The organism is Advenella sp. S44, assembly GCF_002810445.1.
GTDB lineage: Bacteria > Pseudomonadota > Gammaproteobacteria > Burkholderiales > Burkholderiaceae_B > Advenella.
In genome coordinates this window covers 291788-304899 of the sequence record NZ_NEXS01000009.1, presented here as the reverse complement: position 1 = coordinate 304899, position 13112 = coordinate 291788, and the positions used below count along the sequence as shown (strand labels likewise).

14 protein-coding genes are annotated in these 13112 nt (G+C 55.9%); 5 read left to right on the top strand and 9 right to left on the bottom strand.

All coding sequences use genetic code 11. The annotated features are described in order from the left end of the window. Positions 1 to 69: 69 nt before the first annotated feature. The 6 genes from CAP48_RS15240 to CAP48_RS15215 form a co-directional block, all read right to left on the bottom strand. Entirely contained in the window at positions 70 to 1044 is a 975-nt protein-coding gene (locus tag CAP48_RS15240) for a tripartite tricarboxylate transporter substrate binding protein (RefSeq protein ID WP_100698670.1), read from the bottom strand. 80 nt (positions 1045 to 1124) lie between these two features. Beyond that, a complete protein-coding gene (locus CAP48_RS15235; protein ID WP_369806361.1) occupies positions 1125 to 2108 on the bottom strand; it encodes a Bug family tripartite tricarboxylate transporter substrate binding protein in 984 nt (327 codons plus the stop codon). Positions 2109 to 2335: 227 nt separating this feature from the next. Beyond that, on the bottom strand, positions 2336 to 3034 hold the full coding sequence (locus CAP48_RS15230) for a 3-oxoacid CoA-transferase subunit B (RefSeq protein WP_100698203.1): 699 nt from the start codon (positions 3032 to 3034) through the stop codon (positions 2336 to 2338). Continuing rightward, on the bottom strand, positions 3027 to 3701 hold the full coding sequence (locus tag CAP48_RS15225; RefSeq protein ID WP_100698201.1) for a 3-oxoacid CoA-transferase subunit A: 675 nt from the start codon (positions 3699 to 3701) through the stop codon (positions 3027 to 3029). Before CAP48_RS15225 ends, CAP48_RS15230 begins: the two co-directional genes overlap by 8 nt. 185 nt (positions 3702 to 3886) lie before the next feature. Continuing rightward, positions 3887 to 5059, bottom strand: a complete 1173-nt coding sequence (locus tag CAP48_RS15220; protein WP_100698199.1) for a thiolase — start codon at positions 5057 to 5059, stop codon at positions 3887 to 3889. Then, positions 5056 to 5454: a Zn-ribbon domain-containing OB-fold protein gene (locus tag CAP48_RS15215; RefSeq protein WP_100698197.1), complete on the bottom strand. Its 399-nt coding sequence runs from the start codon at positions 5452 to 5454 to the stop codon at positions 5056 to 5058. The genes CAP48_RS15220 and CAP48_RS15215 overlap by 4 nt, the downstream gene beginning before the upstream one ends. A gap of 315 nt (positions 5455 to 5769) precedes the next feature. On the opposite strand from CAP48_RS15215, the gene CAP48_RS15210 reads away from it, so the two are divergent. Further along, positions 5770 to 6570 carry an enoyl-CoA hydratase gene (locus CAP48_RS15210; RefSeq protein ID WP_100698195.1) on the top strand — a complete coding sequence of 267 codons (801 nt, stop codon included), beginning with the start codon at positions 5770 to 5772 and terminating at the stop codon, positions 6568 to 6570. Positions 6571 to 6586: 16 nt separating this feature from the next. On the opposite strand, the gene CAP48_RS15205 is transcribed toward CAP48_RS15210, so the two are convergent. The 3 genes from CAP48_RS15205 to CAP48_RS15195 form a co-directional block, all read right to left on the bottom strand. After that, complete coding sequence (locus CAP48_RS15205; RefSeq protein WP_161495277.1) at positions 6587 to 7417, bottom strand: UDP-2,3-diacylglucosamine diphosphatase; 831 nt, start codon at positions 7415 to 7417, stop codon at positions 6587 to 6589. Further along, positions 7404 to 7913, bottom strand: a complete 510-nt coding sequence (locus tag CAP48_RS15200) for a peptidylprolyl isomerase (protein WP_100698666.1) — start codon at positions 7911 to 7913, stop codon at positions 7404 to 7406. The genes CAP48_RS15205 and CAP48_RS15200 overlap by 14 nt, the downstream gene beginning before the upstream one ends. Before the next feature lie 125 nt (positions 7914 to 8038). Beyond that, complete coding sequence (locus CAP48_RS15195) at positions 8039 to 8752, bottom strand: hypothetical protein (protein ID WP_100698191.1); 714 nt, start codon at positions 8750 to 8752, stop codon at positions 8039 to 8041. A gap of 195 nt (positions 8753 to 8947) precedes the next feature. Here CAP48_RS15195 and cysS point away from each other — a divergent pair, with 195 nt between their 5' ends. From cysS to tilS, 4 genes are read left to right on the top strand one after another with little or no spacing between them, the layout of a single operon-like run. Next, complete coding sequence (gene cysS / locus CAP48_RS15190) at positions 8948 to 10399, top strand: cysteine--tRNA ligase (RefSeq protein ID WP_100698664.1); 1452 nt, start codon at positions 8948 to 8950, stop codon at positions 10397 to 10399. 11 nt (positions 10400 to 10410) lie between these two features. After that, the gene (locus tag CAP48_RS15185; protein WP_192871345.1) at positions 10411 to 11046 is read left to right on the top strand and encodes a DNA-3-methyladenine glycosylase; all 636 of its coding nucleotides are present in this window, start codon (positions 10411 to 10413) and stop codon (positions 11044 to 11046) included. A gap of 34 nt (positions 11047 to 11080) precedes the next feature. Further along, entirely contained in the window at positions 11081 to 12040 is a 960-nt protein-coding gene (locus CAP48_RS15180; RefSeq protein WP_100698187.1) for an acetyl-CoA carboxylase carboxyltransferase subunit alpha, read from the top strand. After that, entirely contained in the window at positions 12024 to 13067 is a 1044-nt protein-coding gene (gene tilS, locus CAP48_RS15175) for a tRNA lysidine(34) synthetase TilS (RefSeq protein ID WP_242444514.1), read from the top strand. Before CAP48_RS15180 ends, tilS begins: the two co-directional genes overlap by 17 nt. Positions 13068 to 13112 lie beyond the last annotated feature (45 nt).

Sequence of the window (13112 nt, the reverse complement as noted above, 5' to 3'; positions counted from 1 at the left end):
AAGCCCATATGCAGATGCAAAAAGCATACTGCCTGATTGCGTTAACGAAAGCGCGGGCGAAGCCCGACGCTATTTAGTTGGCTGGATGCCGGCCTTTGCAGTGACTTCGCCCCACAATCGGTATTCATCGTCGATACGTGACTTCAGTTGTTTGCCGCTGCGCAGCGAAATGGTATAGCCGACTTTTTCCATTTGCTTGCGATATTCGGACAATTCAGAGACGGTCTTCAAGGCTTTTTCAATCTGATCGGCGGTAGCGTCGTCCAGTTTTGCGGGACCGACAACGCCGTACCAGCCAGTTACATCGTAGTTCTCAATGCCCGCTTCGGACATGGAAGGCACGTCAGGTAACGCGCGATTGCGTTCTTTGGAGGTGACTGCCAGGGCTCGTACCTTGCCACTATTAATGTAATTGATCGCCGTACCGGTAATGTCAAACATCATTGACGTCTTGCCGCCAATGACATCAATCATGGCCGGGGCATTGCCGCGATAGGGAACGTGCAGCATTTGTGTACCGGTTCGTTGCTTGAGCAGCTCCGCAGATAACTGGTTGGATGATCCTACCCCCGCTGAACCAAAGGACAAGGCGCCAGGGTTGGCTTTGGCGTAAGCAATGAGTTCATTGATATTTTTCACGGGCAGTTTGTTATTGACGACCAGCACATTGGTATATTCGACCAGGTTGCCCAGGTAACGGAAATCCCGATCCTTGTCGATCTGGATCCCTTTTTGAATATGCGGCGTGATGGTCAGCGTAGGGCTGGCCAGAAAATACAGCACGCTGCCGTCGGCTTGCGCCCTTGCCACGTTTTCCGCAGCGATGATGCCACTGGCACCGGTTTTGTTTTCGATAACGACAGGTTGCCCGATCTGGTCGCTCAGGAATTTGGCAAATTGCCGGGCAGCCGTGTCTACGGGTCCGCCGGCTGCATAACCGACCACCAATTTGACGGGCTTGCCAGGCCAGTGATCGCTTGCCCAAACGAGGGCGGGTGACAGCAGCAATAGCAGGGAAGCGAAACGCAGATAACGTTTTGACATGGTGTCTCCATAGGTCCGTTCGTGATCGGATGACACATAGGAAAAAGTGCCGTCCGCAATATCCAGCGGCAGCTCCGGCGTTATTCGACGCGGGCGCCTGACTGGTCGACCGCGGTTTTCCATTTCTTGATTTCAGTTGTGATGAGATCGGCAAAATGCTGTGGTGTGGAACCTTCTATTTCGTAGCCGTATTGGGTCAGTTGCTGTTTGACCGCGGGTGTCTGGGCGGCATCATTGAACGCCTTGTTCAGTTGCGTGACTACCTCTTGTGGGGTGCCCGCCGGTGCCAGGATACCGTACCAGCCATTGACGGAAAAGCCTGGGACACCGGACTCTGCCACAGTAGGCACATCGGGCAGGACAGCCGAGCGCTTGGTTCCTGTCACTGCAAGGCCTTTGAGTTTGCCGGCCTTCACGTGGGGCAGGGAGGTGGAAATGCTGTCAAACATCAGCGAGACTTCGCCCGAGAGCATGGCCACTACGGCGGGTCCGCTGCCTTTGTAGGGGACATGAATCATTTTCGTGTTGGTGGCGCTTTTGAATAGTTCTGCCGCCAGATGGCTGGTGTTGCCATTGCCGGCAGAGGCAAATGTGAGCTTGTCCGGGTTGGCCCTGGCATAGTCGATCAACTCCTGTGTCGTATTTGCCGGCGTCTGCTTGGCGGCGGTGACCAGCATGGGCAAGGTCGCCAGGACCGATACCGGCGCAAAATCCTTTTCGGTATCATAGGGCAGCGATTTATACATGCTGGGGTTGATCGCGTGCGCGGCCAGCACCATCAGCACGGTATAGCCATCGGGTTTAGACCGCGCCAGCTGTGCCGTCGCGATGGTGCCTCCCGCGCCGGGGCGGTATTCAAGCACAACGGGTTGTTTCATTGTCTTCTGCATTTGCGCGGCAATCGGCCGGGCCAGCATATCGGCGCTGCCGCCCGGTGGATAAGGAATCAGCAGCGTAATGGGTTTGTCGGGAAAGGCCTGGGCACCTGCGCTTAGCACCAGTCCGAATGCCAGCACGCCTGCGCGCAGCATCCGATGCCGCAGCTGGTTGAATGTTGTCTTCATGATGTCTCCTTGGATTTTATATTGCTCTTGATGCCAGGCAAGGGATGCCTGCCAGTGATGCTTTGCTGCCGTGTGTTTAATCACACTTGTAATCGCCGTTGCAGGGCGTTTTTTTTTCAGGATACGGCAAGGTGGCGCAACCTTTTGTCGCTCGGGGGCGTGCAATGGCGCGAGTTCCTCCTGGCGCGTGTGCGTCACACGCTATCATTGCACTGCCAATCTGTTTGTCAATCCAGATAGGGTTGGCCCTCACTGTCCAGCCGGATTGTCTGGCACGGGCCATCCATATGCAATGTCGCCTCGCTCAGGTCCTGCAATTGCTGCTGCGTCAACCCTTGCACCATGGCCCGTATAATAAAACGGCCCTCGCATACCTGAACGATGGCCAGATCGGTGTAAACATAATCGACCACGCCGGCACCGGTCAGCGGGTATGTGCATTGATGCAGCAATTTGGCCGTGCCGGTCTTGGTCGTATGCTCCATCATGACCAGCACCTGCTTTGCTCCTACGGCCAGATCCATTGCGCCGCCAATCGCTGCAATGGCATCGGGTGCATCGGTGATCCAGTTTGCCAGGTCCCCGTTTTCGGCAACCTGAAAGCCGCCCAGGATCGAGTAGTCCAGATGTCCGCCACGCATCATGGCAAATGAATTGGTGTGTTCGGTAATGGAGGCGCCCTGCAGCAGGACAATGGGTTTACGGCTTGCGTTAATGATGTCGGTATCGATTTCGTCATCAATCGCGCTGCGTCCCATGCCCAGAATGCCGTTTTCGCTGTGCAGGATAATTTCCCTGTCTGGCGGCAGATAGTCTGCGACCGAAGTAGGCATGCCAATACCAAGATTGACATAGGCGCCATCGGGCAGGCTGTTGGCTACCAGTCTGGCAATTCGTTCCCTGTCAAGACGGATGTAGTCAGGCATGCTGCCCTCCTGCAAGTAGGATATGTTTCACAAAAATTCCGGGAGTCATGACCTGTTCGGGATGAATACTGCCCAGTTCGACCACTTTATCGACTTGCGCGATGGTGTGTTTGGCCGCAGTACACATGACGGGATTGAAGTTTCTGGCCGCCCAGCGATAGGTCAGGTTGCCCCAGCGATCGCCCAGATGGGCGCGCACCAGCGCAAAATCGGCATGCAGGGGTTCTTCCAGGACATAGCCAACACCGTTGACCACGCGTTCTTCCTTGTTTTCCGATACGCGCGTGCCATAGCCGGTGGGCGTAAAAAACGGGCCCAGGCCAGCGCCGGCGGCTCGCATCCTTTCAGCCAGCGTCCCTTGTGGGGTGCATTCGAGCTCAATCTGACCGGCGCGATATGCCTGCGCAAAAATATCCGATTGCGGCGGGCGAGGGTGGGAGCAGATTATTTTCCTGACTTGTCCGTTTTTGATCAGGCGGGCAATGCCAACTTCGCGTGTGCCGGCGTTATTGCTGATGATGGTCAAATTTCGAGTGCCCATTGCTGCCAGCGTGGCCAACATCTCAAACGGGATACCCGCATCGCCGAAACCGCCCACCATAATAGATGCGCCGTCCGGAATCTGGCTCAGTGCCGCTTCGTGTGTTTCTAAAACCTTGTTTATCATTGCATTCCAATATGGGAAGGTCTTTCCATCGCTCGTTGTTGAATTGGCCGCACAAAGTCGGCGCCTGCTCTCGAAAGCTGAGTTCTCGACGTGTCCTGTAAGTCATGATGCAACAATGGCCTGAAGACTCCCCCAAGCCGCGTTGTAGAAGCGTCGATGCTGCTCTTGTAACAGCGTGCCAGCTTCTACAGTGTCGCTTGCGTACCCAATATTGCGGTGGACTGGCTCGAGAGCGTGCCGCCGTTGCCATGCACCACGGCCAGTTGGGCGTTGGCAACCTGACGCGCATCGCATTGTTCTCTTAACTGCCTGACCGCTTCGATCAGAATAAAGATCCCGTACATGCCCGGATGTACGCAAGACAGGCCTCCGCCGTTGGTATTGACCGGCAAGTGGCCGCCGGGGGCAATGCCGCCTTTGCTGACAAAATCACCGCCTTCGCCCTTGCGGCAAAAGCCCAGGTCTTCCATGAACAGTATCGTATTGATGGTAAACGCGTCGTAGACTTCGGCGACGTCAATATCCGAGGGCTTGACGCCGGCCATTTCAAATGCAATTTTTCCGGACTGCCGGGCTGCGGTCACGGTTAGATCGTCCATGGAGGAAATCTGGCGGTTCCACACGGCAGTGGCATTGCCCAGCACGTAAACGGGTTTTTGCCGGAGCGCTTTGGCCCGATCGGCGCGCACCAGCACATACGCGCCGGCGCCATCGCTCACCAGGCAGCAGTCGCGCACGGTCAGCGGGTCGGACACCATGCGTGCCGAGAGCACTTGATCAATCGTCAGCGGATCGCGCATGGACGCTTCGGGATTACGCTGCGCCCATTGGCGCGCAGCAACGGCGACTTCGGCCAGATGTTCGCGTGTTGTGCCGTATTGGTGCATGTGCCTTGCGGCAGCAAGAGCATAGGAGCTTAGCGGACTCAAAGGCTGATAAGGGTTTTCGTAAGGCTGCGGGTCCATCACCTTGCGCATCTGGCCGATAGCGGCCCGGTTCAGTGTAGAGCTGCGTTGCGTGCTGCCGTAACAGACGAGTACGGCATTACATTGTCCGCTGGCCAATGCCTGCATAGCAGGCATCAGATGGGCAACAAAGCTGGAGCCGCCCACCATGGTGTTGTCGATAAAGGTGGGTTTAATGCCCAGGTGTTCAATCACGGGCATCACCCACATGGTTGAGGCGACACTGGCCGTGGCAATGCCGTCGATATCCTGCATGGTCAGGCCCGCGTCGCGTACGGCACGGCTGGCGGCCTGAATCAGAATCTCCATTTCGGTATAGCCCTGCGCCAGCCCCAGGCCTGCCTGTCCGACACCGACAATTGCGGTTGCGCCGCGCAGTTTCGTATCAATCATGCCTGTTCTCCTGCGGGTACAAAGACCAGCAAAGCGCCTTCTTCTGTCTGCTTGATTCGGGCGCTGACCGCCAAGCCGATTTTCACTTCGCCGGGTGCCATGTCGTCTACCCGGCTCATCATGCGAGGGCCTTCCGCCAGATCGATCAGCGCCACGTTATAGTCGCCGCCTTTCTCCGGTTTGTTGCGCACGATTGTCGTGGAATACACTGTCCCCTTTCCTGAAGGCTCATACCAATACAGATCATCACTGCCGCAATGAGGGCAGATCATGCGCGGATAGAAAATGCTGTTGTCGCATTGACTACAGCGCTGGATGGTGAACATTCCGGCCTGCAACTGGATGTCAAAGTATTGATCTGCGCCAGTTTCCAGCGCCTGATTACTCACGGTCATGGGCGGTTCCTGTATCGAAAAATGAATATGTCATACAGTATTGATTCGGTGCCGGCAAATGACAATCTGTTTTTGCCTAAGGATCTCTTCTGAGTCACTTAACTCACGTTTTCCCGCAAGGCGACAGCGGGATCAAAGGCAGGCTAACGGGGGCTTCCGAAATACAGAATTGCAGTTCACGACAATTTGTAGTGAGATAGGGACGCAACAGATCTTTTGCCAATGGTCTGTCGCCAGATTGGGTATCATGGCGCACGTGCAGTTATTGCAGCCATGTCGGCGCTGATTTTGTTGGGATATTAAGGGAGTACAGCAGTGGAGAAAAAAGTTTACGAGACAATTTTGTTTGAATACCGTGACAGCGTGGGCTATATCACGCTTAACCGGCCGGATAAACTTAACAGTTTTACCGCGCCGATGCATGATGAACTGCGTGATGCCCTGGACTTTCTTGAGTCGCGTGCCGATCTGCGTGGCGTGATACTGACCGGCGCGGGCCGCGGCTTTTGCGCAGGGCAGGACTTGGGGGAGCGCCAGCCACTGGAGCCGGGCCAATTCCGTGACCTGGGAGAGGCGCTGGAAAAGAATTACAAGCCGCTGATCTTGCGGATGCGCGCCTTGCCTGCCCCGATTGTTTGTTTCGTCAATGGCGTGGCCGCCGGGGCGGGCATGAGTCTCGCACTGGCCTGCGATTTGGTATTTGCCGTCAAGTCCGCCAAGTTTATCCAGGCGTTTGCCAAAATCAGTCTGGTGCCCGATGCCGGATCTACGCATTTTCTGCCGCGACTGGTAGGCACACAGCGAGCCATGGGCGCAGCGCTGTTGGCTGAACCGGTATCGGCCGAGACAGCGGAACAATGGGGCATGATTTGGAAGTGCATTCCCGATGAGCAGTTGCAATCACAGATGCAATTGGTTCATACGCAATTGATTACCGGTGCAACACGTGCGCTGGCCGCTACGAAACATGCCTTGTATGCCAGCGCCGATAATAGCCTGCCGCGGCAAATTGAGCTGGAAATCGAGCTACAACGCGAGATGGGTATGACAGAGGATTATCGGGAAGGAAGCAAGGCGTTTCGCGAAAAACGCAAGCCGCTGTTCCAGGGGCGCTAGCCGGCCGGCATGCTGGCTAATGGCAGCCCGTTTTTCCAGCGAATGAAGGCTTTGGCGCCGACATCGAATCGGGCGCCGTATAGCGATGCATCGTGATCCCGGCTGCGCCGATAGACAGATACCCCCCGCGAAAAGGCGGATGATCCCATTCCCAGTCGGGCAACACCCAGCGGCATCGCTGTGCTCCGTGATCTTCAAAGCGGTGGCATTTGGGTTTGTGGGTATGTCCGTGCACCAGGTGAATGAGTGCCGGATGGGTTCTGAATACTTCCGAGACTGACGTGTGAGCGACGTCCATCAGATACATCGGCTTGGTGCCATGCGAATGCATGCTGGTCTTGCGGGCGCGCCGGGCGATCATCTGGCGCACACGCAAGGGCAGCGCCAGAAACAGTTGACGCGTGAGCCGGTGGCGCGAGAATTTGCGAAAACGCTGGAAGGGCACATCGTGCGTGCAAAGTTCGTCTCCGTGGCTGATGTGTATGGGCCCGACGTCTGTCTGGAACAGTGCAGATTCGGGCATCAGTGTTGCGCCAAGTCGGCGGGCCAGCGCCGGTCCCATCAAAAAATCACGATTGCCATGACCTATGAATAGTGGGATCTTTTTTGCAGTTTCGGATAAATGTTCGAGCGCTTCCCGCAGCCACGGTTCGGGTTCATGGACGGCTGCATCGTCGCCGATCCAGGCGTCAAAGATATCGCCCGCCAATATGAGTGCGTCGGCATGCACGGCCGCCTCGGCCAGAAAAGCATAGAAAACGCGGCAGGTTTGCGGAACCTGCCGCGCCAGATGGATATCCGAGGCAACCCAGATCGTGCCGGGCAGTGTGAAATCAGTTTTCGACAACGCTGGCTTTTTCGATGACGACGGGCTCAACCGGCACATCTTGATGGAAACCACGATTGCCTGTTTTGACTTCTTCGATTTTGTCGATGACGTCCTGGCCTTCTACAACCTTGCCGAACACGGCATAGCCCCAGCCTTGCGCAGTGGGTGCTGAGAAGTTCAGAAAATCATTGTCCTTGGCGTTGATGAAAAACTGAGCAGTAGCCGACTGGGGATCGTTGGTGCGAGCCATGGCGATGGTGTACTTGTCGTTCTTCAGGCCGTTATCTGCTTCATTCTTGATAGGCGCTTCGGTCGCTTTTTGTTTCATCTCAACGTCAAAACCGCCGCCCTGAATCATGAATCCCTTGATCACACGGTGGAAAATCAGGTTATCGAAGAAACCATTGTTGACATATTTCAGAAAGTTTTCTGTGGTAACGGGTGCTTTTTCAGCATTCAGTTCCAGGACGAAATCGCCCTGATTGGTTTGCACTTTAACCTTTGGCTGACTCATGGATATTTCCTTTTTGGTTGAAGAATCTGCGGCATATGCCGCCTGTATCGCGGTGACCGACATAACGGCCCCCAGCGCGAAGCCGGCAATGCGGCGTAAAACTACAAAATGCGATGTCACGTTTTTCAATTTCCTTGAATAATGCGCTCCAGGGCCTGCGCCTGGGCTGCGGCACCGGGAATGCCGTTACGGGACGCATCGGCAAATGCCTTCTGGGACAGCATCAATTGCACCATACCCATGTTGCGCAATGCAACCCCGTAGCGTGGATTAATCGACAAGGCAGTTTTGAGCGCCTCATGTGCCGGCTCCAGCAGACCGGATTGCAGGTAAAGCGCTGCCATATTGTTCCATGGTTCGGCCAGTTCTGGGTAGCTGGATGTCATGCTGCGATAAACTTCCAGGGCCTGCGGCGCGCGTCCCAGCGCCGCCAGTGCGCGAGCTTTGAGAAAAAGCAGTTGTACATCGGTCGCCGGGGCAATGATCCGATCATTAACGTTCTGGCGCTGTTCGATTTCCCGCAGCGCCTGGGCTGCCTGGCCTTGCGTTATCATCGCACTCAGGCGATTGGCGGCATCCGATGCGGTTTCCGGAATGGACGTGTCCACTGAGGGCTCCAGCTTTTTCAGCACGTTTGCCAGCCCCTGCCAGCCAGGCTCGCGCGCATTCGGCCCGTTGTCCTGAGTGTACCTTGGGGAGGGGATGGCATTGATCGCATCGTCTGAAGACGTTGAGCCGGCCTGATACGGGGTCGCTGCCTGCTGGGCAATTGCCTGCAGCGCTGGCAACAGGCACAGGGAGCACACCAAGAGCGAACGGTGAATAACAGTTGGTTTCACAGCGCTTATCCAGAAAATCGTGAAAGAAAACCTTCAAGTACATGCAGCCTCCGGTGAGGAATTGCTATACTTACTCCTTCGTATTTTAGCCTTAGTTGGGCGTGCGGCGTATAAACCCTAACCCGCTACGGCTATTTTTCTTTGCTGCATCGGTCAATCCCGACCGCAAGCACGTCCGGTTTTTTTGTTTCTGCCATGCAAATATTCAACACCCTTTCCCGCGCCAAAGCGCCTTTTGTTACGGTAGAGCCCGGCAAAGTGCGGATGTACGTTTGCGGCATGACGGTATATGACTTCTGTCATCTGGGCCACGCCCGTATGCTGGTCAGTTTCGATGTCATACAGCGCTGGCTGCGCCAAAGCGGCTATCAGGTCGACTATGTGCGCAATATCACCGATATTGACGACAAAATCATTAACAAGGCTGTGTCGCTGAACCAGCCTTTACATGCTGTCACGTCCTTCTACACCGATGCCCTGCACGCAGACGAGCGTGCGCTGAATGTACAGCCGCCCGACCGGGAGCCGCGCGCCACCATGCACATACCCGGCATGCTGCAAATTATTCAGGACCTCAAGGATAAGGATCTGGCCTACCAGACGCCGGACGGCGATGTCAATTATGCAGTTCGCAGTTTTCCGGGCTACGGCAAACTATCGGGCAAAGTCCTGGACGACCTGCGCGCAGGTAACCGTGTGGCGGTTTCTGATGGCAAGCGCGATCCCTTCGATTTTGTACTATGGAAGCAGGCCAAACCTGACGAGCCGGAAGATTCCATCTGGGAATCTCCGTTCGGGCGTGGCCGCCCGGGCTGGCACATTGAATGCTCGGCCATGAGTCGCGAGTTGCTCGGGCAGCCCCTGGATATCCACGGCGGCGGCCCCGATCTGAAGTTTCCGCATCACGAGAACGAGATTGCACAGTCCGAGGGCGCTTACGGCGGCACATTGGCCAATTGGTGGATGCATTGCGGCCCGCTGATGGTCGATGATGAAAAAATGTCCAAGTCGCTGGGCAATTTCAGGACAATCCGTGATACTGTCAGTACTGAGCCGGACGCGGCAACGGCCGATTACCAGGTCAATACGCGCGAGGCCGAAATGCTGCGGTTTTTTGTGGTGCGCAACCATTACCGAAGCCCTCAGAACTTTACGCCGGACAACCTGTACAATGCACAGGCTGCACTGGATCGTATTTACCAGACGTTGAACAACACCGGCGTGACCGCCAGTGGCGTCATCGACTGGTCGCTCGATTACGAACAGGCGTTTAAAGCCGCCATGGACGACGACTTCAATACGGCCGTGGCCATTGCTGTTCTGTTCGACATGGTTACCGAAGCCAATCGGCAAAACAGCGCCACGCTCAGCGGCCGGATTCGTGCGCTTGGCGCGGTTTTGGGTTTGTTGCAACAGGATCCGCAGCAATATCTGCAGTCGCCGTCACGCTATATCCGGCGCGAGGGCCTGTCGGTTGCCGCCACCGCCTTGAGTGAGGCCGATATTGAGGCGCTGATTGAACAGCGCCGCCAGGCCAAGCAGGATCGTGATTTTGGCAAGGCCGATCAGATCCGTGCGCAGCTTAAAGAGCAGGGCGTGGAACTTGAAGATAAACCAGGTGGCCTGACGCAATGGCGTCGCGCCTGATAGGGGAACACATGTCATCTGCAGCACCGGCACCCGTAAAGCCCGAGTATTGGGACGAGGCGGTTGCGTTTCTGATAAAGAAGGACCGTATTCTTCGAAAAATCATTCCGGCTAATCCCGATTTATGGCTGGCCACGAACAAAACCGCCTTTGTTACACTGGCGCGCGCCATTATCGGGCAGCAGATTTCCGCCAAGACGGCGGACCTGCACTGGAAGAATTTCACACAGCTTTGTGGCCACCGGCCATCACCGGCGACCGTTCTTGAATACAATGAGGCCCAATGGCGGGAAGCGGGCTTGTCCAGGCGAAAAACAGAATACATTCTGGATTTGGCAAATCATTTCAACGAGCGGAAAGTAAATCCGTTGAAATGGTCTAAAATGGACGACGAAGACATCATAACCGAGCTATGTGCCATCAGAGGCATCAGCCGATGGACGGCCGAGATGTTCCTGATTTTCAATCTGCACAGGCCCGATATTTTGCCCATCGATGACCAGGGGTTGTTGAAGGCAATTTCTGCGCACTACTTTAGCGGCGAACCGGTATCCCGGTACGAAGTACGCGAAGTGGCTCAATCGTGGCAACCGTGGCGAACAGTGGCGACATGGTACTTATGGCGAAGCCTGGAAACAGTGGCCTGAGTGCACGTGAAAAATCATTCATGACAAGACAATTATGAAATTTACTTTTTTAGAATTCGAAGAACCAATTGCAGAGCTCGAACAAAAGATCGAGCAGTTGCGTCATGTTTCCTCTGATTCGGCAGTCGATATTTCCGAAGAAATCACAAAGCTGCAGCAAAAAAGCGAGAGTCTGACCAACAGTATCTACTCCAAACTCACGCCCTGGCAAACCGCGCTGGTTGCGCGTCATCCGCAACGCCCCTACACCATGGACTACGTTCGCGAAATCTTCACCGATTTTCACGAACTGCATGGTGACCGCATGTACGAGGACGATCTGTCTATCGTGGGCGGTCTGGCGCGCTTTTCGGGCGAAGCGTGCATGGTTATCGGGCATCAGAAAGGGCGCGACACCAAAGAGCGGGCCAAACGCAATTTTGGCATGCCGCGACCTGAAGGATATCGCAAGGCACTGCGGCTGATGCGTCTGGCAGAAAAATTCCAGTTGCCAGTATTTACTTTTGTCGATACCCCGGGCGCCTATCCGGGTATTGGCGCTGAAGAGCGCGGCCAGTCGGAAGCTATCGGTCATAATCTGTATGCCATGGCCGAACTGCGTGTACCCATTATTTCAACCATTATCGGCGAAGGCGGATCGGGCGGCGCGCTTGCCATTGCGGTGGGCGATGTGGTGCAGATGCTGCAATACGCGACCTATGGTGTCATTTCTCCCGAAGGCTGCGCATCGATTCTGTGGCGCAGTGCCGACAAGGCACCTGTTGCTGCTGAAGCCCTGGGCATTACTGCGCCACGGCTGCTGGACCTGGGTCTTATCGATAAAGTGGTCCCTGAGCCCGTGGGTGGCGCGCAGCGGGATGCCGTTGGCATGGCCAAAACCCTGAAGCGCTCGCTTTCTGAAGCACTGCGCCTGGTATCAGGCATGGATGTTGACGAGCTTCTGGACAAACGCCTGGAGCGACTCATGTCCTATGGTCGTGTCCAGGATAAATAACCCTGTCTCTGACCAGGCCGGTGTGCTTGAAGACACCACGCTTCTTGGGCCCCTGGACACTGTCCTCAGCACGATAGACGCACGCAATATTGCCATCGGTGTCAGCGGCGGTGCCGATTCGGCCATGCTGCTGATTGCTGCTGCCCAGATTGTCTCGCAGCACAAGAAAACCCTGCATGCGGTTCATGTGCACCACGGACTGGTGGATGCTGCCGATGCCTGGGCGGCGCACACAGCTGCGCTGGCGCGGCAACTTGGCCTGGCATTTCATTTTTTGCCGGTGCGGGTTACAGGCGACTCCGGTAAAGGCACTGAAGCGGCCGCGCGACTGGCCCGTTATACGGCGTTCCAGAACTGGGCGGTCAATCACAATTGTCATCATATGTTGTTGGCTCATCATCGAGATGACCAGGCAGAAACCATTCTGCTGCGTTTGCTGCGCGGGGCAGGGGTGCAGGGCATGTCGGGTATGGCAGCTCATACGCAGCGCGGTGTTTTGCAACTGTATCGGCCATGGCTGGATGTCGATCGCAGCAGGATTCTGAATGCGGCCGTCCATTATGAGGCGCAGACCGGCTGGATACCTGTACAGGATCCGACCAATCGCGATCAGAAATATACCCGCGCCGCCGTGCGAACGCTGCTCACGCCCATCTTGAATGCGCGCTGGCCACAGTGGCAGGGCAACTTGCTGCGTCATGCCCGGGTAATGGCGCAAAGCAGCTTGTTGCTGCAGGACCTGGGCGAGATGGACCTGCGCCATTGCGAGCTTACCGAGGACGGGATCTCCTTCTCGCTGGCCCGCTGGCGCCAATTGCCGCAACACCGCCAAGCCAACGTGTTGCGCCAGTGGCTGCAGCGTCATCATATTCCGATGCCTACCGAGGCGCGACTGAATCAGTGGCTGCGCCAGTTGCGTCAGGTGCATGCACTCGGACACGACCGCAATATCCTTCTGAAACACCACGGTTGCCATATTGTGTGCCAGCGCGGTCAGGTCCGGTTGAGATGGGACGATAGCGTGTGACAGTCACGTTGTCCGAATGTGGTAGAGTCAAAGGGTGCCTGTAAA